Below are 24,017 nucleotides of genomic sequence, written 5' to 3'. Positions count from 1 at the left end.
CGCCCCCCCCCCCCCCCCCCCCCCGCCCGGGGGCCGCCCCCCCCCCCCCCCCCCCCCGGCGGCGCCCCCCCCCCCCCCCCCCCCCCCCCCCCCCCGGGGGGGCGGCCCCCCCCCCCCCCGCCCCGTCCAGCGCATGCGCGACTCCTACCGCCGCTACTGGTACGCCTACGCGATGGTCGCGCCCGTCGTGATCGTCCTCGGCGTGCTGGTCGGCTACCCGCTCCTGCGCGGCTTCTACCTGACCCTGACCGACGCCAACAGCCTCAACTCGGCACGCACCATCGGCGTCAACACGATCGACGCGACGTACAAGTTCATCGGTCTGGACAACTACGCCGAGATCCTGTGGGGCCCGGCGGCCTACGACCGCTTCTGGTCCCACTTCGTGTGGACGATCGTCTGGACCGTCACCTGCGTCGTCCTGCACTACGCGATCGGCCTCGGTCTGGCGATGCTGCTCAACCAGCGGCTGCGCGGGCGCGTGGCGTACCGGCTGCTGCTGATCCTGCCCTGGGCGGTGCCGACGTTCGTCACCGTCTTCGCCTGGCGGATCATGCTGGCCGACGCGGGCGTGATCAACTCGATGCTCGACACGATCGGTCTCGCCTCGCCGAGCTGGCTCGAGGACCCGACCTGGCAGCGTACGGCCGCGATCATGGTCAACACCTGGTGCGGCGTGCCGTTCATGATGCTCTCCCTGCTCGGCGGGCTGCAGTCGATCGACGAGAACCTCTACGAGGCGGCCGAGATCGATGGCGCCAACGCCTGGCAGCGGTTCCGCCACGTCACCCTGCCGGGGCTGTCGTCGGTGAGCTCGACCGTCGTGCTGCTCGGCGTGATCTGGACCTTCAACCAGTTCGCGATCATCTTCCTGCTCTTCGGCAACACCGCGCCGGACGCGCAGATCCTGGTCACCTGGGCCTATCGACTCGGATTCGGGCAGCAGCCCCGCGACTTCGCCATGTCGGCGGCGTACGGCGTGCTCCTGCTCGCGATCCTGATCGTCTTCACGTCCTTCTACTACCGGTGGTTGAAACGCAATGACCAGCTCGCCTAGCACCCACTCGCCCAGGACGGTCGCTCCCAGAAACCGGCAGAGGCGACGCGGCGAGCTCGGCCCCGTCGCACGCGTCGGCACGCACGTGACGCTCACGGTGGCGTCGCTGATCGCGCTGTTCCCGATCGTCTGGCTCATCTACCTGTCCCTGGGACCGGACAAGGACGACTACCTCCACCCCGGCGGGATCTTCGCGAAGGCGACGCTGGACAACTACTCGTTCGTGCTGACCAACACCGCCTTCTTCAACTGGCTGTGGTCGACGCTCGTGGTCGCCGGGGGCACGACGCTGTTCGGCGTGATGTCGGCGGCGACGACCGGCTACGCGGTCTCGCGGATGCGGTTCCCCGGTCACCGGCCGCTGATGTGGGTCCTGCTGCTGACGCAGGCGTTCCCGATCGCGGTGCTGATCGTGCCGATGTACGAGATCTTCTCCCAGCTCCGCCTGGTCGACTCGCACCTGGGCCTGATCCTGGTCAACTGCACCACGATCGTCCCCTACTGCTCCTGGCTGCTGAAGGGCTACTTCGACACCATCCCGGTCGAGCTCGACGAGGCCGGCATGATCGACGGGCTCACCCCGTTCGGTACGTTCTGGCGGCTGATCCTGCCGCTGGCCCGTCCGGGCCTCGCGGTGGCCGCGTTCTACGCCTTCATCACCGCCTTCGCCGAGGTCGCCTTCGCCTCGACGTTCCTGCTCGACGACTCGAAGTACACCTTCGCGGTCGGGCTGCAGAGCTTCGTCAGCGAGCACGACGCGCAGTGGAACCTGATGGCTGCCACCGCGGTCCTCATCGCCATCCCCGTGACCCTCTTCTTCTATCTCGTCCAACGACACGTCGTCACCGGTCTGACCGCCGGCGGCGTCAAGGGCTGAAAGGTATCTCTCCTCATGAGCACCGAATGGTGGCGCGACGCCGTCATCTACCAGGTCTACCCGCGCAGCTTCGCCGACAGCGACGGCGACGGCACCGGTGACCTTCCCGGGATTCGGGCCCGCCTCCCCTACCTGCGCTCGCTGGGCGTGGACGCCGTCTGGCTGAGCCCGTTCTACGCCTCGCCGCAGGCCGACGGGGGCTACGACGTCTCCGACTACCGCGCGGTCGACCCGCGCTACGGGACGTTGGACGACGCTCGGTTGCTGATCTCCGACGCCCACGAGCTCGGGCTGAAGATCATCGCCGACATCGTGCCGAACCACTCCTCCTCGGAGCACGTGTGGTTCCAGCAGGCGCTGGCGGAGGGTCCCGGGTCGCCGATGCGGTCGCGCTACCACTTCCTGCCCGGGCTCGGCGAGGACGGTTCGGAGCCACCCAATGACTGGGACTCGATCTTCGGCGGTCCGGCGTGGACCCGCGTCGAGGACGGCGAGTGGTATCTCCATCTGTTCGCCCCCGAGCAGCCCGACTTCAACTGGAACTCCCCCGAGGTGCACGCGGAGTTCCTGGACATCCTGCGGTTCTGGCTCGACCTCGGCATCGACGGGTTCCGCATCGACGTCGCCCACGGTCTGGTCAAGGCCGAGGGCCTGCCCTCCATCGGCCACGCGGACCAGCTCCACCTGCTCGGCAACGACGTGATGCCCTTCTTCGACCAGGACGGCGTCCACGAGATCTACCGGTCGTGGCGGCGGGTCCTCGAGGACTACCCGGGCCGGATCTTCGTCGCCGAGGCATGGACCCCGACGGTGGCGCGGTCGGCCAACTACGTACGCCCCGACGAGCTGCACCAGGCCTTCAACTTCGAGTACCTCGACACCGCCTGGGACGCCGCGGCGCTGCGCAAGGTCATCGACAGCTCGCTGGACGCGATGCGCCCGGTCGGCGCTCCGGCGACCTGGGTGCTGTCCAACCACGACGTCACCCGACACGCCACCCGGTTCGCCAACCCGCCGGGATCGGGGACCCAGATCCGGACCGCCGGGGATCGTGATCTCGGGCTCCGGCGGGCTCGTGCGGCAACGCTGCTGATGCTCGCGCTGCCCGGTTCGGCGTACGTCTACCAGGGCGAGGAGCTCGGCCTCCCCGACGTCACCGACCTGCCCGACGAGGTCCGCCAGGACCCGTCCTTCCACCGCGCCAGCGGCCAGGACGGCTTCCGCGACGGCTGCCGGGTGCCGCTGCCGTGGACCCGTTCCGGCTCGTCCTACGGCTTCGGCGACGGTGGCTCCTGGCTGCCGCAGCCTGCCGAATGGGGCGAGCTGAGCGTCGAGGCCCAGACCGGTGTGGACAGCTCGACCCTCGAGCTCTACCGCTCCGCCATCGCCATCCGCCGCTCGACCTCCGGCCTTGGCGCCGGCGACGCCGTCACCTGGCACGACGAGGCCCCCGCCGGCGTCCTCTGGTTCGAGCGCGACGGCTTTGCCTGCACGGTCAACACCACCAAGGAGCCCGTACGCATCGCCGCCCCCGGCGACGTACTCCTCTCCTCCGCGGGCCCCATCCCCGTCACCGACGGCTCCGCCGACCTCCCCGGTGACACGACCGTCTGGTGGCAGCTCTAGCCGAGAAGTCACCTACGCAGGCCGAGTTGGCACCGCCGTGCCAACTCGGCCTACGGGCATGACGCTTCGATCACGCGCTGGCGTGACGCTCGATCCAGCCCTTGCCGTCGGCGCCGATGCCCTCGAGCAGCCGCAGGGCGTGGTCGAACCCGGTGGCGTCGAGGTTGAGCCTCACGAGCTCCGACGACTCCGGGTCCTCCTCTGCGGACGTGGTCGTTTCGGTCCGCTCGTCGTCCGCGTAGGGGTCGTCGAGCGTCTCCGACCTGACCGGCTTCGGCGGCACGGTGCCGTCGACCACACGGATCTCACTTGGCTCTCCGTTGTTCAGCATGACGCCGAGCACCCGGCCACCACCGACTTCCTCCGTGACCTCGATGGCGGTGATGTTGTCGAGCTGGAAGTTACGGCGCGACTGTTCGCCGATGATGCCCTTCTTGAAGTCGAGCTCAGCGACCACGTTCCGCACTCCGTCGACAGTGACCAAGAAGATGTGGAGCCGGTATTTCGAGTAGCGCCAGGGGCCGCCTTGCTCTCGCTGACGAACGCTCCCCGGGGCAGGTTCGCGAATCACGGCGTGGGAGATGACATCCGACCAGTCCATCGTCGCCTCGCTCAGCGCCTTGTCGATCAGCACGGTGATGTCACTGAGCAGCCAGGTCTCCATCTCGTCCTCAGCGGGACACCAGTCGGCCAGCCGCTGCTTCCAATGCTCGAACGCCTGCTTTCGCCGGTCGAACTGCTCCTCGGCGTCCTCCGCATCCTCGTGTAAGTCCCGTCGGGCACGATAGAGGCGATAGCCGACGACCACGGCGAGACTGCCGGTCAAGGCCGCCACGAGCAGAACCAGCTGAGCGCCGATGTTGCTGGCCCGAAACAGCAGCACCCCAGCGAGGACTGCCGCAGCGACAGACCCGACGAATCGGACGACGGCCCGCCAGTCGATGTGGCTGTTAGCGCCGAAGTCGTAGAAGGTGCCGGCTCGATAGCTCTCTTTGGCCTCGATGGCGTGATAGCGGACCAGCCACCTGATCCTGACCACCGACGTACGCTGCTCGCGGTAGGTCTCCGCGAGTTCGCCACAGAGACGTTCCCTGACCCCGGTCGTCTCTTCGAGCCACTCTTGGGCCGTCTTGTCGGCTGGCCGATACTTGGCGAAGTTGTACTCGAACGACCTTCGCAGTGTCGCCACGAAGCCCTTCTCGTCAGCTGGTCTGCCGATGGGAAGTCCGTTCCCGTAGTGACGACGCTCGGTGAGGGCGACCCTATCCGTGCGGTAGCACCACTTGTAGGCGTCCCGCCCCGCGACCACGCTCGCCGCGACGAGCACCGGAAACGCAACGACCGCCACCGCGTTACCGCTGGTCAGTGCCAGCCAACCGAGGAGCAGGCTTGCGATCAGGAACACGCCTACGCCGGCTACCTCGGACGGATGGCCCTCCGGAGGATCGTGGGCTTTCGGCAGCGCCCCGAGCCGCGGCCTGGTCGGATCTGGCTCGAAATAGCTCCAGACCCGCCCCGACCGATCGTTCGCGAATTGCGTCATCTTGGCGCGCTCGAGGGTCCGCTTCCACAGCTGCTGCTTCGCGACGCCCGAGAGCACCCACTCGAGGTGATGGGTGATCTTGTCGAACAGGTCCGGATCCAGACCTAGGATCTGCTTCTCCACCGCTCCGGCATCGCCGTCCGCGCCGCTCAGCAGGTGGCCGATCAGGGCTCCGAGGGGCTCAAGGGCCCGGGCGTAGCGGTCGTGGCCGGCGATGGTGGCGAACGTCCCGATGGCTACCTGGAGCTGATCACGATCCACCTTATTGAGGTCCCGGAACGAGCGCTTGCTGAACATCGCCAGAACCCAGTGGAACCGAACCTCCGCATGGTCGTAGCCGCGGTTGATCGCCTCATTGATCAGCTCCTCCGCTCGGCGCGGCGATCCGCTGTCCAGGTACCGGATCCCGATCTTGTAGCGCTCTTCCGGCGCATCGTCCGGCGAGGAGCTGTAGTAGTGGTTCTGGTGGATCTCCTGCGCCTGGTTCTCCACATAGCTGCCATCCCCGGCAAAGTTGTAGGCGTTTCGCGAGCCCGGTTCTGCCTCCCAGCCGTTCACAACAGCCCCTGAACGTGACCAGCGGCGGTCGCCGCCTTGGCCGCGATCTCTGTCACGTCGGAGACGACCGCACCGAACTTCTTGAGCGCGAACATCGTCTTACGCCGACTGCTGGGGTCCTGCTGCTGCGCCAAGGACTCGGCGACCTCGAGCTCGTCGCGCGCCTCCTCGTACGTCTCCTGGTCGACATTCCCAGCCGTGTGCTGAGCCCTCAGAAGTGTCCGCAGCTCGACGATGAGGGCCTCGATGTCCGCGCCGCCTCCGCGCGCGGGTGACGGCATGTGCACGGTGGCATGGGTGATCGTGTGAGCCTGCATGCCCACCGTGCCCGAGCTGAAGTTGAACGCGTTGCCGCTGCCACCGATGCGAGCCCTACGCGACTCGTCAACGGACGAGTCGGGCCGGCGGCTGCCATCGTGGCGGAGCTCTTCCGTCGCCGCCTCGATCAGCTTCACCGCGAGCTCAACAGCGAAGGCCGCCGCATGGGCCGCCGCGCGCGGCTGCCAGTGCTCGTCGTTGGCCACCGTCTTGCCACCGTCCGCACGGTCGCTGATCCCGCGGACAACGCCGATCGGGACACCGTTGAGACGCCCCGCCTCAGCGATTCCGGCACCTTCCATCTCGATGGCGGCCGTGTCGTTGTAGTGCTCACGAAGCCACGTCGCCTCGCGCGAGATCCGCGACTTCTGCACCACGTCTCCGGCCGCGATGGGAGCGCGGGTGACCCGCGGCACGCCACCTCCCATCAGCAGCCGCTTCGTCCACGCCTCGCTCCCGGCGACGTAGCGAGCAGTCTCACTGACACCGTGATCCAGCGGCCACGCCTGCGGCCGCGCCATGAGGCCGTCATCCTCGCCCGCGGCGCTCTGGTAGGCGTAGATCTTCGACCCGACCACTACATCACCCAGGTTGATCGAGTCCTTCATCGCACCTGCGACGCCCGAGAAGAGGAGCGCCACCGGCGCATAGCGCTGAATGGCTCGTTCAGCGAGCACCGCGGCCGAGCTGTTGCCCGCTTCCGTCACGCCGATCACCACTCGGCACGAGGTGCCGCGAACGGTGCCGATCTCATAGCGCGTGCCGGACTCGAGACGCTGCGGCTCGAGGTCGACGAGGTGCTCTCGTACGGCGTTGTACTCAATATCCAGGGCGGTCAGCACGACGGCTACCCGTGGCTCAGTCATGGTGTCTCCTTGGTGTGGTTCGATCTGGTGTTGCCTGGTCTGGTGTCACTTATTGGATTCAGGACGCGTGATCGGCGGATGCAACACGGTGGCTTGGCCGGCGTGGAACAGGCGCGCAGGACGGCCTTTGGTCGCCCGGCGCTCAGTACCTGCAGACACGATGAAGCCCGACACGCCTTGGACCTTGCGATAGAAGTTGCGTGGATCGAGTTCGACGCCCCATACCGCTTCATAGACGCGCTGAAGCTCGGCGATCGTGAAGGTCGGTGCACAGAAAGCCGTGGCCAGCGCAGTGCCCTCGAGCTTCGTGCGCGCCCTTTCAAGGGCATCGTCGAGGATCTGTCGATGATCGAAGGCGAGCGCTACCCGACCGGAGATGATCTCTTCGACCGGCGTCCACGCGGCCGCCGTTGCGTCGGTCCCTGCGACGGGCTCAGGCAGGCCAGGTGCGATGGCCAGATAGACCACCGACACCACGCGTCCCCTCGGGTCGCGATCCGGCTTGCCGTAGAAGCCAAGCTGCTCGATGTGCAGCCCAACGCCATCTAGGTCGGTTTCTTCTTGCAGCTCACGCAGAGCCGCGTCGTAGACGTCCTCATCAATGCGCTTGAGAAATCCTCCCGGAAGCGCTCGAGATCCTCTGAACGGTTCGTTTCCGCGTTCGATCAGCAACACCTGGAAACTCGACCCGCGCAGCGTGAGGATCACCAAGTCAACCGCCACCAGTACGGGCGGCCGCGGCCGTGGCTTCTTCTCCTGCACCAAGCATCACCTTCTTTCTGTCGATCTGACAATAAGAAGGCTAGTTCAGGTTCTCGACGTCCGTGCCGACTTCTCTGGATTCGTGCCGCAGACCGGCACCGCGAACCAGCCGTCCCTGGTGCCAGCACCACTCCAGCGGCACAGCCACTACGGTCTGAGCAGGCTGGCCGCGCAGGCATAGACGACCTCGAACATGCCCCTTTCGGTCCTCAGCCTGAGCACGTACGGCATGCCCTATTCATTAGGTCGCTGCAGACTCCGTGGTGCCGCCCTCTGCGGATGCTGACGAAGTCCGGTCGCCCGGTTGCCGAGAAGTCACCTACGTCGGCCGAACTAACACATCAGTGCCGGCTCGGCCGACGCACGTGACGGCTCGGCCGACGCACGTGACGGCTCGGCCGGCTATCGGCGGGCGGTGACGTAGCAGGCGACGGCGGTGGCGGCGGCCACGTTGAGGGAGTCGATGCCGGCGGACATCGGGATGATGGCGCGGCGGTCGGCGGCCTGCTGCCAGCGCGGGGAGATGCCGTGGCCCTCCGAGCCGAGGACGAGGGCGACCTTGTCGACGCCCTCGACGGCCTTCTCGATGTCGACGGCGTCGTCGGCCAGGGTCAGGGCGACGGTGGTGAAGCCTGCGGCGGAGAGGGACGGGAGCGCTTCGTACCAGTCCGGGAGGCGGGTCCACGGCAGGGCGAAGACCGCGCCCATCGCGACCTTGATCGCCCGTCGGTAGAGCGGGTCGGCACAGCGCGGCGCCAGCAGCACGGCGTCGAACCCCAGTGCGGCGCCCGACCGGAAGATCGCGCCCACGTTGGTGTGGTCGACGATGTCCTCGAGCACCAGGACGGAGCGGGCGCCGGCCAGGACCGTGTCGACCGAGGGCAGCGGCCGCCGCTTCAACGACGCCAGCGCGCCCCGGTGCACGTGGAACCCGGTCACCTCCTCGGCAGCCTTCTCGCTCATCACGTAACACGGCGCATCGGTCGTGGCGAGCACGTCGGCGAGCCCGTCGAGCCACTTCGGCGCCATCAGGAACGACCGCGGCTCAAAGCCGCCGGTCACAGCACGGCGTACGACCTTCTCCCCCTCGGCCAGGAACAGTCCCTCCGAGGATTCCATCGACTTCCGCAGCTCGACGTCGCGCAAGTCGCGGTAGTCAGCGAGCCTAGGATCGGCAGGGTCGGAGATCTCGATCAGGTTCGCCATGTCTTCACAAGAGTAGGCCCGGAGTCCACGGCACGCCATTTGGGCAAAGAAGGGCCCGCTCTCAGATGGAGGAGCGGGCAGACGTGTGTCACTCCACCGGTCGATCCGTCACGCCACGGAGGCCCGCGCCTTCCTCCAGTCGCGAGATCACAGACTCGTTGGTCCCCAGCCGGGCAGCCAGGTCGCGCTGACTCAGCCCTGCCTCCGTACGCAACTCGTAGATCAGTTGAGCGAGGGCAAGATCTTGCTCAACGCTCACCCTCATCTCGTCGGACGGCGCGGAACGCTCAGCCCGGACGTCGGCCCATCTCATGCGGAAACAGTACGACCGGACTCATGGCAACGAGTCGACGGCGCGCCGAGTGCACGCGGCTGGACTCAAAACGAGTCGGGGTGGGCGACGCGGACGACCTCACCGACGACGATGATCGCCGGGGGTTGGACGTTCTCGTCGGCCAAGGTCTTCTCGAGGGTCTCGAGGGTCGCCAGGACCGTACGCTCGGTGGGCATCGTGCCGTCGCAGATGACCGCGACGGGGGTGCCGGGCTCGCGGCCGCCATCGAGAAGAGCCGTCGCGATCGCGGGGGCGTTCTGGACGGCCATGAGAAGGACCAGGGTGCCGCCCAGGCCGGCGACGGCGGACCAGTTGGTCAGGGACGTGGGATCGTTCGGCGGGACGTGGCCGGAGATGACGGTGAACTCGTGCGCGACGCCGCGGTGGGTCACCGGGATCCCAGCGACACCGGGCACGGTCACCGGCGAGGTCAGGCCGGGGATGACGTGGACCGGCACGCCGGCCTCACGACACGCCAGCACCTCCTCGAAACCGCGGCCGAAGATGAAGTTGTCGCCGCCCTTGAAGCGGGCGACCGCCTTCCCCTCCAGCGCCGCCTCGACGATGATCCGGTTGATCTCCTCCTGCTGGGCCGAGCGGCCGCGGGGAAGCTTGGCGACGTCGACCAGCTCGACGTCGGCGGGCAGCTCGGAGAGCAGCTCTCGCGGCGCCAGCCGGTCGGCGACGACGATGTCGGCCTCCATCAGGGCCTTGCGGCCGGCGACCGAGATCAGCCCGGGGTCACCCGGGCCGCCACCGATCAAGGTCACTCCGGGCACGCGCTGGCGCTCGTGCGGAGCGATCAGGTCACCGGAGCGCAGTCCGTCGAGGATCCGGTCGCGCACGCCCGCGGAGCGCCGCGGGTCACGGTTGGCGAGCACGGCGACAGTCAGGTCGCCGTCGTGTCCGGTCGCCGGCGTCCAGGCGGTGGCCTGGGTGCCGTCGTCGGAGCGTACGCAGAAGATCCGTCGCTCCTCGGCGGCGGCCGAGACCTCCTCGTTGACGTCGGCGTTCTGGGTCGCGGCGATGACGTACCAGGCGCCGTCGAGCACGTCGGCCGAGAAGCGGGCCTGGTGCCAGGTGATCTCGCCCGAGCCGAGCAGCCCCTCCAAGGCGGGGGTCAGCGACGGCGAGACGACCTCGACCCGCGCCCCCGAGGCGATCAGCGCAGGCACGCGCCGTTGCGCCACCCGGCCACCACCCACGACGACCACCCTGCGCCCCTCCAGGATGAGACCGGCGGGATAGGGAACGGCATGCTCAGAACTCATGGGTACATCCTCGCCCAACACCGGGGCGCGGCCTGACAACGGGTCGATTCGCGGACTACGTTGGTGGGCATGGCACTCGATCGTCCGGTGAAGCCGGATCCCTACTCGCTCATGCCCGCCCTGCCCTCCTTCACGTTGACCAGCGAGGACGTGACCGACGGCCAGCCGCTCAAGCAGGACCAGGTCTACGACGGCGGCAACACCTCCCCGCAGCTCAGCTGGAGCGGCGCACCCGAGGGGACGAAGTCGTACGTCATCACCTGCTTCGATCCCGACGCGCCCACTCCCAGCGGTTTCTGGCACTGGGCACTGGTCGACGTCCCCGCCGACGTGAGCGAGCTGCCCGCCGGTGCCGGGGCCGGCACCGCCGAGCTCCCGGGCAAGGCGTTCCACGTCGCGACCGACTTCGGCACCAAGGAGTTCGGCGGCGCCGCTCCCCCGGCCGGCGACCAGGTCCACCGCTACTACTTCGTCGTCCACGCCGTCGGCGAGGAGACGCTGGGAGTGAACGACGAGGTCACCCCGGCCGTCGTCTCCTTCAACCTGGCCTTCAAGGCGCTGGCCCGCGCCGTCGTCGTGGGCACCTACCAGCACTGAGCCTCCGACGGCGGGAGCCGCAGGGCTCCCGCCGTCAGCCGGATGCGAGGTGGGTCAGCAGCGTCGGCGTACGTCGATGCTCGACGTCGCCGGAGAGGCCGAACGCCAGAAACATCTCGCTCAGACACTGCTCGAACTGCCGCCTGCCACTGAAGAACCTGCTGATGATCGCGCGGTTGGGGAATCCGGCGTGGATCATGCCCAGCACCTCGCTCTGCCGCACCGTCAGCCTCGCGATCGCCTCCGGATCGGCGTCCTGCGACGCCTCGAGCATCTGAGAGATGACCTCCGGGTCGACGACGACCTCACCTGAGGCCACCCGGCCGACGACGTCGAAGAAGTGGGGGATGGTGCGTACGCGGGACTTGCGCAGGTAGCCGAGACCGCCGGTGCCGGTGCCGGCGAAGACAGCGGCCGCGTAGGTCGTCTCGACCGTGTCGGCGAGCACGACGATGCCCATCTCCGGGACCTTCTCGTGCAGCCGGAGGGCGGCCCTGATGCCCTCGTCGTCCGGTCCTGAGCCGAGCCGGGCGTCGGTCACGACCAGCGTGGGCAGCGTGTCGGTCGCCGCCTGGACGAGCGCCTCGGCATCAGCGGCGTCGGCGACCACCTGGTAGCCACCACGCGCGAGCAGGGCCGTGAGTCCAGCACGAAGGAGAGGCGACTCGTCGGCAACGACGACGCTCGGCTCATAGCTGGGCACAACGGCTCCGCTCGGTGCTGGGGGTAGCGGTCGAGACGCATTCTGTCGCACTTCCTCGCAAACCCCCGGTATCTCGGCTCCGTGTTCGCATCGGCAGCCGAACCGAACCCCCGACGGGTCAGAACTCCGGCGGCCCTTCGGAGGCTCGCTTGAGCAGCGTCTCGAAGGACGTCGGGTTCGCGAACTCGTCCTCCACCAGCGTCCGATGCTGCGCCGGGGAGGGCGAGGCGACGCCCACCGCCAGCAGGGCGGCGAGCTCGGTGGCGGCACGGTCGACCCGCTTGGGGAGCTCCGGGCCGCCCGCGAAGTCCTCGGTGGCGGCGAAGACCCCGGTCGGGACGACCACGGCGTGCAGGTACGCGAAGAGCGGCCGCAGCGCGTGCTCGAGCACCAGCGAGTGCCGGGCCGTCCCGGCGGTGGCGGCGATCAGGACCGGCTTCGCGTCGAGAACGCCCTGCTCGAGTACGTCGAAGAACGTCTTGAACAGGCCCGAGTAGGAGGCCGAGAAGACGGGCGTCACCGCGATGACGGCGTCGGCACGGCGTACCCGGTCGATGGCCGACTGGAGCGCCGGCTTGGCGAAGCCGGTGAGCAGGTTGTCGGTCAGCTCGTGGGCCAGGCCGCGCAGCTCGACGTGCTCGACCTCGACCTCCGCGCCCCGGGCCTGGACGGCCCGGGTCGTGGCGTCGCCGAGCATGTCGGCGAGCAGCTTGGTCGAGGACGGGACCGAGAGCCCCGCGGAGACCACGACGATCCGGGTCACAGCTCCCCCTCGAGCACCTTGGCGACCTCAGGGTCGGTCAGGTCGCGGTCGGAGGAGCCGGTGGCGGAGTCGCCCTCGGCGTAGACCGTCGAGTCCTTCGCGCCGCCGGCCTTCTCCACCAGGGAGGCGTGGGTCGGGGCGTCCGGGACACCGGGCTTGCGCAGCTTCTCGAACTCCGCGCGCAGGGTCGGGAGGATCTCGCCGTAGAGGTCGAGCTGCTCCAGCACCGTCTTCAGCGGCAGCCCCGCGTGGTCGAGCAGGAAGAGCTGGCGCTGGTAGTCACCGACGTACTCGTGGAACGAGAGTGTCCGCTCGATGACCTGCTGCGGCGACCCGACGGTCAGCGGCGTGGCCTCGGTGAAGTCCTCCAGCGAGGGGCCGTGACCGTAGACCGGGGCGTTGTCGAAGTAGGGCCGGAACTCATCGATCGCGTCCTGGGAGTTGGGCCGCATGAAGAACTGCCCACCCAGCCCGACGATGGCCTGGTCGGCGGTGCCGTGGCCGTAGTGCTCGAAGCGCTGCCGGTAGAGCTGCACCATCTGCTTGGTGTGCGAGGCCGGCCAGAAGATGTGGTTGTGGAAGAAACCGTCGCCGTAGTACGCAGCCTGCTCGGCGATCTCGGGCGAGCGGATCGAACCGTGCCAGACGAACGGCGCGACGCCGTCCAGCGGCCGCGGGGTCGAGGTGTAGCCCTGCAGCGGGGTCCGGAACCTTCCCGACCAGTCCACCACGTCCTCGCTCCACAGCCGGCGCAGCAGGGCGTAGTTCTCGACCGCCAGGTTGATGCCCTGGCGGATGTCCTTGCCGAACCAGGGGTAGACCGGGCCGGTGTTGCCGCGGCCCATCATCAGGTCGACGCGACCGTCGGTGAGGTGCTGGATCTTGGCGTAGTCCTCCGCGATCAGCACCGGGTCGGTGGTGGTGATCAGGGTGGTCGCGGTGCTCAGGATGATGTTCTCGGTCTTGGCGCCGATGTAGGCCAGCGTCGCGGTCGGGTTCGAGGCGATGAACGGCGGGTTGTGGTGCTCACCGGTCGCGAAGACGTCCAGGCCCACCTCCTCGGCGTGCTTGGCGATCTCGACCGTCGCCTTGATGCGCTCGTGCTCCGTCGGGGTCCTGCCGGTCGTCGGGTCCATCGTGACGTCACCGACGGTGAAGATGCCGAACTGCATACCCATGGTTCCCTGCCCCTTTCGTGGACTCTTCCACGATAGTTGAAATCCGAACTACTCGGCAAACAGTTGCTGCATCAACCTTATTCCAGGAAACCCGTTGGCGTACGCAGGCCCTGCTGTGCCAACGTACGTCAGGTGTCCGGGGCGCTGCATGCACAGATCAGTCTGTACGCCGCGATCGCGACCAGGTCCTTCCGCCGCTACTCCACCTACACCGTGGCGACGCTCGCCGGGATCTTCACCAACTCGGTCTTCGGCATCATCCTCAGCTTCGCCTATCTGGCGCTGTGGGAGCAGAACCCGTCGGCCGGCGGCTATGAGGCCGACCAGGCGGTGACCTTCGTCTGGATCGGCCAGGCGCTGCTGATGACGATCGCGCTGTGGAGCGGCGGGGCGACCGACGACCTCGCCGAGCGGATCCGCAACGGCGACATCGCCGTCGACCTCTACCGTCCCGTCAGCGTGCTCGGCTGGTATCTCGCCGCCGACCTCGGTCGCGGGCTCTACCACTTCGCGACCCGGGGCGTGGCCCCGACGATCATCGGCGCGCTGCTGTTCGGGCTGGTCATGCCCTCTCCCGCGGGTGCGATCGGGTTCCTCGTCAGCGTCACGCTCGCGGTGGTGGTCAGCTTCGCGGTCCGGTTCCTCTTCGCCGCCAGCGCGTTCTGGCTCCTGGACGCGACCGGGCCACGGGTGCTGCTGAGCGTGCTGGCGACGTTCTTCAGCGGGCTGACCCTGCCCCTCAACCTCTTCCCCGACGGCCTGCGCCAGGTCGCGCTGGCGCTGCCGTTCGCCTCCTACATCCAGACCCCGGCCGACATCTGGCTGGGCCGCCACACCGGGCTCGACATGCTCGCCGCTCTCGGTCTGCAGGTCCTCTGGGCGATCGTCCTGCTGGGGGCGTGCGCGCTCGTGCTGCGCGCCGCGACCCGCAAGGTGGTGGTCCAGGGTGGCTGAGGTCGCTCATGCGGTGCGCTCCTACTGGCTGATCGCACTGCTGTGGATCCGGGCGGCGATGGCCTATCCGCTCTCCTTCTGGACGATGACCGTCGGCGGGGTGCTGATCACCTTCCTCGACTTCGTGGCGATCTGGCTGATGTTCAGCCACATCGACTCCTACGGCGGCTTCTCGCTGCGTGAGATCGCGCTGCTCTACGGGATCACCTCGATCGCGTTCCGGGTCGCCGACATGCTGGTCGGCAGCGTGGAGAAGATCGGCCAGAAGGTACGCACCGGGGAGCTGGACGCGATGATGACCAAGCCGGTCCCGGTGCTGGTGCAGCTGTGCGCCGACCGGTTCGAGCTGCGCCGGCTCGGCCAGATCGCCCAGGCCGTCGCGGTGTTCGCGTGGGCCGCACCGATCGTCGAGTGGACCCCGCCGCGGCTGGCGGTGCTCGTGATGGCGCTGGTCTCGGGCGTGGTCATCTACTTCTGCGTCTTCGTGACCTTCTCGACGATCCAGTTCTGGACCCTGGACGCCTCCGAGTTCGCCAACGCCTTCACTTACGGCGGGAACACGATCATGCAGTACCCGATGACGATCTTCCCGCGCGAGGTCGTCCGGTCGCTCACCTACCTGCTGCCGCTGACCTTCGTGAACTGGTACCCCTGCCTGTTCCTGCTCGGCCTCCACGACCCGTTCGGTGCCCCGGACTGGTTCCGCTTCGCCTCTCCCCTGGCCGCGCTCGTGCTGGTCGGCGTGACCACGCTGGTGTGGCGCCAGGGGCTTCGCCGCTACCGATCGACAGGGAGCTGATGTGTCGCTGATCGAGGTGCGGGACCTGTCCCGCGATTTCACGATCCGCAAGAGGGCGGGTCGTCTGAGGCGTACGTCGGTGGTGAAGCACGCCGTCCACGACCTCTCGTTCGAGATCGACGCCGGTGAGATGGTCGGCTACATCGGCCCGAACGGCGCCGGGAAGTCGACGACCATCAAGATGCTCACCGGCATCCTGGTGCCCTCCGGCGGGTCGGCGCGGGTGGCCGGACTCGAGCCGTCGCGCCAGCGCCGGGAGCTCGCCCGGCGGATCGGGGTGGTCTTCGGGCAACGTACGTCGCTGTGGTGGGACCTGCCGCTGCGCGACTCCTTCGAGCTGCTGCGACGCATCTACCGGATCGGTGACCAGACCTACCACCGCAACCTGGACGACCACGTCGCCCTGCTCGACCTCGGCGACCTGATGGACACCCCGGTACGGCAGCTCTCCTTGGGGCAGCGGATGCGGGGCGACATCGCGGCCGCCCTGCTTCACGACCCCGAGATCCTCTACCTCGACGAGCCGACGATCGGCCTCGACGTGATCTCCAAGGGACGGCTGCGAGAGTTCCTGCGCGCCCTCAACCACGAGCGCGGCACTACCCTGATGCTCACCACGCACGACCTGCAGGACATCGAAGCGCTGTGCGACCGGGTCATCGTCATCGACCACGGCACCGCCGTCTTCGACGGCCCCCTGCCCTCCCTGCGCGCCAACGGCGACGCCTCCCGCACCCTCGTCGTCGACCTCGTCGACGAGGCCTCCCCGATCGCAATCGAGGGCGCTCGGGTCCTGAAGGTCGAGGGCCCCCGCCAATGGCTCTCCTTCCCCGCCGGCGCCTCCGCCGCGCCCCTGGTGGCGCAGGTCGCGGCTGCGTACGACGTCGCCGACCTGTCCATCCACGAGCCCGACATCGAGGACGTCATCCGGCAGCTCTACTCGCGCTGATCGTCACATGGGTCGCGCGTCGGCGACCTGGCGTAATGCTGAGACCGTGCCTACCCATGCGCCGGCCTCCGGATGAACCCATCCGACGAGCTCGACGGCGTCCTCGAGGTCCGGCGCTCATGTTCCACTCGTACAGCCGCAGGGAGCGACTGATGTCCTCGTCGCAGGCATGCAGGTAGGAACTCAATCTCTCTGCGGTCAGGAGATGACGAAGCGTCGCATCAGTCCATCCGCCGTTCCCTCGACTGGCGTTTGACATCCCACCGTTCCCCCGTAGAGTTGAACGCGAAGACCCCGGAACGATCCCTGGCAGCAGCCACATCGCCGGGGTTTCGCCTTGTCCGCGGCCTTGTGGCCGACTGTAGACGGACCCACCGACAACCTCGGATGACGCGGAGAGCTCAGGAGTCGATGCGGAGGATGGCGAGGTCGTCGGGCTGGCGGGAGAGGTCGGCGAGGGTGTGCCGCAGGCGGTCTAGGAGGAACTCGACGGAGGCTGCGGCGACCGCGGTGTCGGGGTAGCGGACGCGGACGGACAGGCCGGTGTGGGTGCGGGCGAACCAGATCTGGACGTCGTCGGCCTGGGTGGAGGCCGAGATGTGCTGGGCGTCGCGGTCGAGGTGGGCCGAGCCGCCGGGGACGTGGCGGTAGTCGACCCAGGAGACGACGAAGACGTCGCTGCGGGTCTGCACCAGCGGCTCGGTGAGCGAGCCGAGGACCTGGTCGAGCGGCACCGACCCGAGGCGTACGCCCTGACGGACCGCGTCGCCGGCCTCGGCCAGGCCCAGATCGGTGAGCGAGGCGGGGACGGTGAGCGGGACGGTGGTGGTGTACCAGCCGATCGAGCGGGTCAGCGCCTCGGCGGAGCGGGTCGAGACCGGCGCCATCGTGTCCAGCCGGTCGCCGCCACCGAGGTCGGAGATCGCGGTGGCGAGGCCGGCCAGGACGGCGGCGTACGTCGATGCGCCGCTGTTGCGGGCGCGGGTGCCGATGCGCTCCATCAGGGCGGCGTCGGCCAGCGCAGCGACGGCGGTGGCCTGGGCGGCCCGCTCCCCGGGCGCGAGGCCGAGCGGGAGCGGGAAGGTCGGCAGCCGGTGGTCGCGACCGCTCAGGAACTCGCTCCAGCCGCGGAGCAGCGGGTCGTCGGCGGCCACCCAGGCGGGACCGTCGCGTCCCTCGGCGACGGCGTCGAGGAACGACGTCACCGGCGGCAGCGACGGCTCCTCGCCGCTCTCGGTGAAGGCGGCGTAGAGGTGAGCGAGCTCCTCGACCGCGACGGCGACCGAGTGGGCGTCGCAGTGCAGGTGGTCCATGCCGAGGACGATCGTGGAGCGGTCGGGGCGGGAGATCGCGGCCGGCAGGAACGCCGGGTAGGCGAAGGGGCCGCACCGTTCGTCGAGGGCGGCGTGCAGCGCGGCGCGGGTCTCCTCGACGGTGACGGTGTGACCGACGGTGGCGACCGACCAGGTCAGGGTGCCGGGGTGGTGCCGGCGGGCATCGAGCCCCTCGGCCCCGGCGACGACCTCGAGCTGCAGGCTGCCGTGGCGGGCGAGGAAGGCGCGCCAGGTGCGCGAGAGCGCGACCGGCTCGATGGGCCCGTCGACGTCGAAGGCGGCGGCCAGCCAGACGGTCGGTGCCCCGGCCATCGCGCCGGCGAGGTGGTTGCGCTGGTTGAGCGAGAGCTCAACCAGCGCGCCGCGACCGGGCGCGGAGAGGTCCCAGCGCAGCAGCGTGCCCGGCCGGGGCTCCCACAGGTCAGCGGTCGTGACCAGCATGTCCGGTCCCGATGATCGCTTCGACATCGACCGGGCGCACCGACAGGCCGAGCCCGGCAAGAACGTCGTGGACAGCTTCGAAGAAGGTCGCCACCGCCAGTCCGCCCTGCGGCGTGTCGGGGCTCTGGGTGGCCAGCTCGAAGCGGTCCTCGAAGCGGTTGACCCACAGGCTCGCGTTGGCGGTGCGGCCCTCGCCGGTGAAGTGCAGCCCCGTGTCGAAGGGGGTGGTCCCGGCGCCGGGGAACTTGCGTACGTCGAGGTAGGAGACCATCTGCGGGCTCGCCAGCTCGGTCGGCGCGAGGATCCCGCCGGCGACCATCGCACCGAGCGGCACGTGGACCGGGGTCCTGGCCAGCTCACGAGCCACGCCGAAGGCCTTCTCCGCGCCGACCACGGTCTCGGCGAAGGTCTCCCCCAGCGGCATCGAGACGGGGGCGAAGTTGCAGAACCAGCCGTGCGACATCGCGGTCTGCTGCGACCGGGTTCCCAGGACGGTGATCCCCAGATAGTCCGAGGCGCCGGTCAGACGCTGCTCGGCGTGGGCCAGCAGCGCGAAGACGCCGCTGGTGAACCGTCCTCCGGCGGCACGGCACGACGACTCGAGCGCGTCCACCGCCTCACCCTCGAGCGCGGTCCACCGCCGGATCCGGACCGGCGCGGTCTCACCCTCGGCCAGCCCCAGCGAGACCGGGAACCGCGGCAGCCGCCCGTCGTGGCGCGAGACGATCTCGGCCCACTCGCGCACCGCGGGGGTCTCCGCGTCGCACGACGCCGCGAGCTGCTGCTCAGCGGCTGCGTACGTCACGAAGCTGTCAGCCTCCGGCAGCTCCGGCGACGGGGCTCCCAGGGCCGCGGCATAGGCGGCGCCGAGCTCGGCCGGGACCATCAACTGCGATGCGCCGTCGGTGAAGGCGTGGTCGCAGCCCCAGAAGTAGCTGAAGCCGTCCTCGCGCACGATCGCGCCGAGCAGGAACGGGGTCCAGGAGTCGGGACGGCACTGCTCGTCCCACAGGCTGACGAGGAGGTCCTGCCAGCCGCCGGACCAGTCGGCCGGTGCCTCGACCTCGACGGCCTCAAAGGCGATCGCCTCCGCCGGGACGAGATGTCGGACAGGGGTTTCGCCCGAAAGGTCGAACCAGGTCCGCAGGCCCTCGTGGCGCCGCACGAACGTGGTCAGCGCTGCACCATAGGCCGGCGCGGAGAACGCGACGTCGAAGGACCCCGCGGTGCCGGTCCAGGCGCGGTGCACGCCGCCGGAGGCGACCTTGGCCCGATAGGCGTTGAGGTGGTCGGCCTGCAGGAACGACGGCGCTCCGGGAGAGACCGGCGCAGCGTCGGCCGCCGCCTGACACGCGGCCGTCGGCCGCAGCACGACCACTCGCCCGGGCGCGGGCGCCAGCTCCGAGAGCGCCCCGATCCTCATGCCGTGCCCTCCAGCTCGGCGGTCTCAAGGCGCGCGATCTCCTCGAAGAGGTCACTCATCCCGCCGATCAGGTCGCGGACGACCCGCTCGGCGGCAACGGTCTCCGGGTAGCGCGTCGAGACGTTGAGACCGTCCCGGTCACGCACGAGCCAGAGGTAGACCTCGTCGTCTGCGCGGACGGGGGCGCGCAGCGTACGGGCGTCCCAGGAGTTCCAGCGCTCGGCGCCGGGGATGAAGCGGGTGTCGACGAAGGTGACCACGAAGTGGGGTGCGTCCGAGACGCCGAGCAGGTCAGCGACCCGCGCGAACGGCTGCGGGACCAGCGGCTTCGACTCGGCGAGCGCGGCCTGGACCCGGGCGGCGACCTCGGGCAGCGTCGACGCGCCGGAGATGTCGAGGGTGATCGGGACGAGGCCGACGTACCAGCCGACCGCGGCGGCGTGCTCGGCGGTGTAGCGGGTGTGCATCGGCGCCACGAAACGCATCCGTTCCACGCCGTGTCGGGCCCGCAGGACGTACGCCATCGCGCCCATCATCCCGGCCTGGAAGGAGACGCCGGTGCTCTTGCACAGCTCGCCGAGGGCTCTGGCCTGGCGCGGATCGCCGAGCCACTGGGACAGGCTCGCCTGCGGCAGCGGCTCCGCGGAGGCCGGTACGTCGGTGATGCCCGTGACCGGGAAGTCGGCGAACCGCAGCGTCCCCGAAGGGGTGCTCAGCCAGTCGCGCCAGACCCGCACCGACTCGCTCTCCAGCGACATCGCATCCCCGGTGACCCGCTCGGCGGCAGCGTGGTCGATGTGGCTCCCGGTCTCGGCGACGGCGAGGGCCGAGAACGGTTCGCCGGCCTGCGCCCGCTCGTAGAGCGAGGCGATCTCCTCGAACCAGAGCAGCTGGGAGTAGGCGTCCATCACACCGTGGTCGGCGCCGAAGACCAGGGTGAAGCCGTCGGCGTCGGCCACCGTCGCGAAGACGACGTAGGGCCAGGCCGAGGGGTCGATGTGATCGGCGAGGAAGTCCGAGATACAGCCCCGGGCGTCCTCGCCGTCGAACCGGCCGAGAACGGTCGTGGTCATCGACACGTCCGCGGGGGCGACCGCACGACGCTGTCTGCCGGCCGGCGTCTCCTCGACGGTCCCGCGCAACGCCTCGTGGCGGCCGATCCAGGCGCGGAGCGCGAGGTCGAGTGCCGTCACGTCGAGCTGCCCGTGCAACCGCATGATCGAGCCGATCCAGGAGCCCGCCTCGGCGGTGTCGAGGTGCAGCTCGTGGTTGTGGGACAGTCGGCGGTCGTCGTCGACCCAGGCACTCGGCTCCGCGGTGGGGATCCACGCGGTCACCTCGCCCGGGGGTACGTCGTACGCGGACAGCTCGGTGTACTCCATCGGAGGTGGAGTTCCTCTCTGAGGTGGGGGGCTCATTGCGGCAAAACGTCATCTCGGGGACCCGAACGAACCTCAAGAACGCCGTAGCCCGAGAAGGCGACCCGCCTGGGGACGACAGCGATGTCGTCCATGTCGCGGCCTATTGTGCACACAGGTCCGCACCCGAATTCGACCGCCCCCGGACGTGGGAATCGCCACACTTCTTTATTGCCCCCGGGGGTTTACATGACGTATCAACTCCGATTGACTCCTCCCCCTGCGCGCGCTATCGCTGTGTGATCTTGCCGGGCCTTCGCCCGGCCGCCCGCCTATCTCGAGGACTCCCCCATGCCCGCTGCCACTCGTGCACCCATCGACAACTCCGGCCGTCTCCAGTTCGCCGACGACCTCTTCGCCCGGCGTCATCGCGGTCTCGGAAGCCCGATCGCCAACCAGTGGATCTGGCGGATGAACAGTCCCTACGACGCCGACCGGCTGCGCTACATCGCGGCCGGACTGGCCGAGGGCGGGCTCTCGCGCAGGCTCCACCGGGCGAAGTTCCCGGGCGCTCGCGACCTGTGGACCAACGCCGACCGCGACCCGTCGATCGAGCTCTACGACGAGATCCTCCCCGTCGCCGAGATCACCGACTGGCTCCAGCAGCGTCACAGCGACCACCTCGACCCGCACGAGGGCCTGACCTACCGGCTGACCGCGACCAACCTCGACGACGGCACCTCGGTCGTCTCGATGCTGCTCGCCCACGCCGTCGGCGACGGTGGCTCCGTCCTCGACGCCGTGTCCCGGGCCTCTCGCGGCGAGCCGCTGCGGCTGCCGGCCGCGCCCGCCAAGGGCTGGGACCGCGTCCGCGCCGAGGCCGCCGACAGCCGAGCGCAGTGGCGCGCCGTGAGCGACTGGACCAAGGCCCGCCGTCAGGCGAAGAAGGACGGCACCGCCGCCCTGGCCACCAAGGCACCGCGGGTCTACCCGGAGGCCAACCCGAACCAGGCGCCCGAGGCCTGGCGGATGCCGCGGATGATCGCCGAGTTCGACACCGAGGCGATGACGAAGATCGCCGCCGAGCACGGCGGCTCGACCAACGCCTGGTTCATCAACGTGGTCGCCGACCTGCTCGTCCGCATCGACCACGTGCCGGTCGACCGGGGCGACGTCCCGGTCTCGCTGCCGATGAGCGACTTCCAGCCCGGGGACGTGCGCTCCAACTCGACGCGGGTGGCCATGGTCGAGGTGCCGCGCGACGTGCTCGAACGGCGCGACCTCGCCGCGATCAAGAAGCTCTCCAAGGCGGCCTACATCCGCCTCGGCCAGGCCGGCCCGGGGCTGGTCCCGGTGCCGCTGGCGATGATGCAGATGCTCCCCGACGCGGTGCTCGACAAGCTTCCGCAGCCGCCGGCGGCGGCGTGCATGGCCTCCAACCTGCCGCAGCTGCCCGACGACTACCGCTACGCGATGGGCGAGGACGTACGCCTCGTGGCCGGGCTCGCCGGCTATCAGAACGCCACCGCCCAGGACGCCTACGACGTCGGCGGCGGGATCATCTCCTGGCTGATCCAGTCGGGGCCGCGTACGACGCTCAACCTCGTCGCCGCCGAGCCCGACCGCGTGCCCGACCTGGAGTTTCTCAAGAATCTGGTCGTCGAGGAGCTCGGCTCGTGGGGTCTGAGCGTCGAGGTGTGGTGATGCTGCCGCCCGCGAGCCCCGGTGCCCGCCCGGCGCCGTTCACTCCCGAGCCGACCAACCGGCTGACGTACGACGACGAGGTCTTCCTCCGGACGGCGACCGTGATCGGGGTCCCGGTGGTCGCCCAGAGCGCCTGGCGGTTCCCTGCCGAGATCTCGGTGGAGGCCGTCCAGGAGGTCGTCGACGAGCTTGCCGAGGGCCCGCTCAACCGGCTGGTGGTCCGCCCCCGTGCCATCGGCGCGCGCTCGCACTGGGTGCCGGCGACGACGGTCGAGCCGGTCCGTCTGCACCCCGACCGGATCAAGCTCGACCAGGTCATGGCCTGGCTCGACAGCACCGCCGAGCAGGTGCCGTTCGACCCGGTGACGGGCCCGCTGTGGGCGTTCTTCATGGCGCAGACCACCGACGGTGGCACGGTCGTGGCCTACAACGCCTCACACATCGTCTGCGACGGCGGGATGAAGCTCGGGGCGCTGATCGCGGCCGTACGCCGCCAGCCCCTGCCACGGCTTCCCGTCGCCGAAGCGGAGACCGAGGTCACCCGGAAGGACGATCGGCGCGACGCGCGCACGATGGCCCGCGCCGCCGCTCGCGGCCTCCGCGCGGCCCGCAAGGCCGGGAAGCCCCCGGCGCTGGAGGCCCAGTCCTCCGAGCAGCGGCCGCTGCCCGCCCCACAGCCCGACGACGACGTCGTCCAGGAGGTCGCCTTCGCCGGCGTCGACTGCCCCGTCGAGGAGTGGGACGCGGCCGTGGAGCGGGCCGGTGGCACCTCCAACGCGCTGCAGGTCGCGATCTCGGTCGAGGTGCTCCTCGAGGCCGGGATCGTCCGCCCCGGCGAACCGGTCAAGATGTCGCTGCCCGTCTCGATGCGCGGCGAGGGCGACCTGCGCTCCAACGCCACCTCGGGCGTCTCGATCGCGGTCGAGACCGAGCTGCGCGACGGCGTCGGCCGGGTCACCGATCTCGCCCACATCCGGGAGCGCTCGAAGAAGGAGTTCTCCGCTCTCTTCAGGGGCACCCGCCCCGACCCGATCGCGCACATCGCGCCGCTGGCTCAGATGATCCCGGACAAGCTGGCCGGACCGTTGCTCAAGAACGTCGTCACCCCGCTCGGCCTGGCCTCCAACCTCGGCCGCCCCGACCCCGACTTCGTGGCGCCGTTCGGCGTGGCCGCCGACTCGATCCTCTTCCGCGCGCTGACGCTCGGCGCGACCCGCGGCGAGCTGCGCCGGATGCGCGGCGGCGTCACATCGTGGTGGAGCGAGGTCGGAGCGACCTGCACCTTCGGCATCCGCGCGCTCGACCCCGACGCGATCCCCGACTCCGAGCGGCTGAAGGAGATCGTGACCACCGTCTACGGACGTTGGGGACTCACTCCTTCCTTCTGGTGAGAGGA

Annotated in this window: 21 protein-coding genes; 9 read left to right on the top strand and 12 right to left on the bottom strand. The window is 69.4% G+C overall.

Features of this window, described 5'->3' with window-relative positions:
- Positions 1 to 133: 133 nt before the first annotated feature.
- The 3 genes from ACIRON_RS21820 to ACIRON_RS21810 are packed head-to-tail and all read left to right on the top strand — an operon-like array spanning position 134 to position 3,560.
- Positions 134 to 1,057, top strand: coding sequence for a carbohydrate ABC transporter permease (locus ACIRON_RS21820; RefSeq protein ID WP_402995406.1), 924 nt, complete (start codon positions 134 to 136; stop codon positions 1,055 to 1,057).
- The gene (locus ACIRON_RS21815) at positions 1,041 to 1,934 is read left to right on the top strand and encodes a sugar ABC transporter permease (RefSeq protein ID WP_402995404.1); all 894 of its coding nucleotides are present in this window, start codon (positions 1,041 to 1,043) and stop codon (positions 1,932 to 1,934) included. The genes ACIRON_RS21820 and ACIRON_RS21815 overlap by 17 nt, the downstream gene beginning before the upstream one ends.
- Before the next feature lie 15 nt (positions 1,935 to 1,949).
- Positions 1,950 to 3,560 carry an alpha-amylase family glycosyl hydrolase gene (locus ACIRON_RS21810; RefSeq protein WP_402995402.1) on the top strand — a complete coding sequence of 537 codons (1,611 nt, stop codon included), beginning with the start codon at positions 1,950 to 1,952 and terminating at the stop codon, positions 3,558 to 3,560.
- Positions 3,561 to 3,630: 70 nt separating this feature from the next.
- Here the strand turns inward: ACIRON_RS21810 and ACIRON_RS21805 are convergent, their stop codons facing one another.
- The 6 genes from ACIRON_RS21805 to cobA form a co-directional block, all read right to left on the bottom strand.
- Complete coding sequence (locus ACIRON_RS21805) at positions 3,631 to 5,661, bottom strand: hypothetical protein (RefSeq protein ID WP_402995400.1); 2,031 nt, start codon at positions 5,659 to 5,661, stop codon at positions 3,631 to 3,633.
- Entirely contained in the window at positions 5,658 to 6,845 is a 1,188-nt protein-coding gene (locus ACIRON_RS21800; RefSeq protein WP_402995398.1) for a purine phosphorylase, read from the bottom strand. Before ACIRON_RS21800 ends, ACIRON_RS21805 begins: the two co-directional genes overlap by 4 nt.
- 45 nt (positions 6,846 to 6,890) lie before the next feature.
- Positions 6,891 to 7,607, bottom strand: coding sequence for an NUDIX hydrolase (locus tag ACIRON_RS21795; RefSeq protein ID WP_402995396.1), 717 nt, complete (start codon positions 7,605 to 7,607; stop codon positions 6,891 to 6,893).
- Between the two features lie 402 nt (positions 7,608 to 8,009).
- Positions 8,010 to 8,813 carry a TrmH family RNA methyltransferase gene (locus tag ACIRON_RS21790; RefSeq protein WP_402995394.1) on the bottom strand — a complete coding sequence of 268 codons (804 nt, stop codon included), beginning with the start codon at positions 8,811 to 8,813 and terminating at the stop codon, positions 8,010 to 8,012.
- An 88-nt stretch (positions 8,814 to 8,901) separates the two neighbouring features.
- Positions 8,902 to 9,078 (bottom strand): multiprotein-bridging factor 1 family protein, encoded by a 177-nt coding sequence (locus ACIRON_RS21785; protein WP_402995558.1) that lies wholly within the window; start codon positions 9,076 to 9,078, stop codon positions 8,902 to 8,904.
- Positions 9,079 to 9,191: 113 nt separating this feature from the next.
- Positions 9,192 to 10,418, bottom strand: coding sequence for a uroporphyrinogen-III C-methyltransferase (gene cobA / locus ACIRON_RS21780; protein ID WP_402995392.1), 1,227 nt, complete (start codon positions 10,416 to 10,418; stop codon positions 9,192 to 9,194).
- A 69-nt stretch (positions 10,419 to 10,487) separates the two neighbouring features.
- Here cobA and ACIRON_RS21775 point away from each other — a divergent pair, with 69 nt between their 5' ends.
- Positions 10,488 to 11,015, top strand: a complete 528-nt coding sequence (locus ACIRON_RS21775; protein WP_402995390.1) for a YbhB/YbcL family Raf kinase inhibitor-like protein — start codon at positions 10,488 to 10,490, stop codon at positions 11,013 to 11,015.
- Positions 11,016 to 11,049: 34 nt separating this feature from the next.
- Here ACIRON_RS21775 and ACIRON_RS21770 read toward each other — a convergent pair whose 3' ends face one another.
- From ACIRON_RS21770 to ACIRON_RS21760, 3 genes are all read right to left on the bottom strand, one after another.
- Positions 11,050 to 11,718, bottom strand: a complete 669-nt coding sequence (locus tag ACIRON_RS21770; RefSeq protein ID WP_402995388.1) for a response regulator — start codon at positions 11,716 to 11,718, stop codon at positions 11,050 to 11,052.
- 118 nt (positions 11,719 to 11,836) lie between these two features.
- The gene (locus ACIRON_RS21765) at positions 11,837 to 12,481 is read right to left on the bottom strand and encodes an FMN reductase (protein ID WP_402995386.1); all 645 of its coding nucleotides are present in this window, start codon (positions 12,479 to 12,481) and stop codon (positions 11,837 to 11,839) included.
- Positions 12,478 to 13,653 (bottom strand): LLM class flavin-dependent oxidoreductase, encoded by a 1,176-nt coding sequence (locus ACIRON_RS21760; RefSeq protein ID WP_402995556.1) that lies wholly within the window; start codon positions 13,651 to 13,653, stop codon positions 12,478 to 12,480. Before ACIRON_RS21760 ends, ACIRON_RS21765 begins: the two co-directional genes overlap by 4 nt.
- Positions 13,654 to 13,791: 138 nt before the next feature.
- Here ACIRON_RS21760 and ACIRON_RS21755 point away from each other — a divergent pair, with 138 nt between their 5' ends.
- Genes ACIRON_RS21755 through ACIRON_RS21745 form a run of 3 tightly spaced genes read left to right on the top strand, consistent with a single transcriptional unit; the run spans position 13,792 to position 16,361 of the window.
- The gene (locus tag ACIRON_RS21755; protein WP_402995384.1) at positions 13,792 to 14,613 is read left to right on the top strand and encodes an ABC transporter permease; all 822 of its coding nucleotides are present in this window, start codon (positions 13,792 to 13,794) and stop codon (positions 14,611 to 14,613) included.
- On the top strand, positions 14,606 to 15,412 hold the full coding sequence (locus tag ACIRON_RS21750) for an ABC transporter permease (RefSeq protein ID WP_402995382.1): 807 nt from the start codon (positions 14,606 to 14,608) through the stop codon (positions 15,410 to 15,412). The genes ACIRON_RS21755 and ACIRON_RS21750 overlap by 8 nt, the downstream gene beginning before the upstream one ends.
- A gap of 1 nt (position 15,413) precedes the next feature.
- Complete coding sequence (locus ACIRON_RS21745; protein WP_402995380.1) at positions 15,414 to 16,361, top strand: ATP-binding cassette domain-containing protein; 948 nt, start codon at positions 15,414 to 15,416, stop codon at positions 16,359 to 16,361.
- Between the two features lie 401 nt (positions 16,362 to 16,762).
- Here the strand turns inward: ACIRON_RS21745 and ACIRON_RS21740 are convergent, their stop codons facing one another.
- Genes ACIRON_RS21740 through ACIRON_RS21730 form a run of 3 tightly spaced genes read right to left on the bottom strand, consistent with a single transcriptional unit; the run spans position 16,763 to position 20,941 of the window.
- Positions 16,763 to 18,136 carry a condensation domain-containing protein gene (locus tag ACIRON_RS21740; protein ID WP_402995378.1) on the bottom strand — a complete coding sequence of 458 codons (1,374 nt, stop codon included), beginning with the start codon at positions 18,134 to 18,136 and terminating at the stop codon, positions 16,763 to 16,765.
- A complete protein-coding gene (locus ACIRON_RS21735) occupies positions 18,117 to 19,559 on the bottom strand; it encodes a condensation domain-containing protein (protein WP_402995376.1) in 1,443 nt (480 codons plus the stop codon). The genes ACIRON_RS21740 and ACIRON_RS21735 overlap by 20 nt, the downstream gene beginning before the upstream one ends.
- Entirely contained in the window at positions 19,556 to 20,941 is a 1,386-nt protein-coding gene (locus ACIRON_RS21730; RefSeq protein WP_402995374.1) for a condensation domain-containing protein, read from the bottom strand. Before ACIRON_RS21730 ends, ACIRON_RS21735 begins: the two co-directional genes overlap by 4 nt.
- 327 nt (positions 20,942 to 21,268) lie before the next feature.
- Between ACIRON_RS21730 and ACIRON_RS21725 the strand changes: the two genes are divergently transcribed.
- Together ACIRON_RS21725 and ACIRON_RS21720 are read left to right on the top strand one after the other, a co-directional pair.
- Positions 21,269 to 22,621: a hypothetical protein gene (locus ACIRON_RS21725; protein WP_402995372.1), complete on the top strand. Its 1,353-nt coding sequence runs from the start codon at positions 21,269 to 21,271 to the stop codon at positions 22,619 to 22,621.
- A complete protein-coding gene (locus ACIRON_RS21720; protein ID WP_402995370.1) occupies positions 22,621 to 24,012 on the top strand; it encodes a hypothetical protein in 1,392 nt (463 codons plus the stop codon). Before ACIRON_RS21725 ends, ACIRON_RS21720 begins: the two co-directional genes overlap by 1 nt.
- The last annotated feature ends 5 nt before the right edge of the window (positions 24,013 to 24,017 follow it).

Origin of the sequence: Nocardioides sp. NPDC101246 (genome assembly GCF_044767415.1) — a bacterium.
Taxonomy (GTDB): domain Bacteria; phylum Actinomycetota; class Actinomycetes; order Propionibacteriales; family Nocardioidaceae; genus Nocardioides.
The sequence above is the reverse complement of the archived record's forward strand: the minus strand, read 5'-3'. Positions and strand labels throughout refer to the sequence as shown.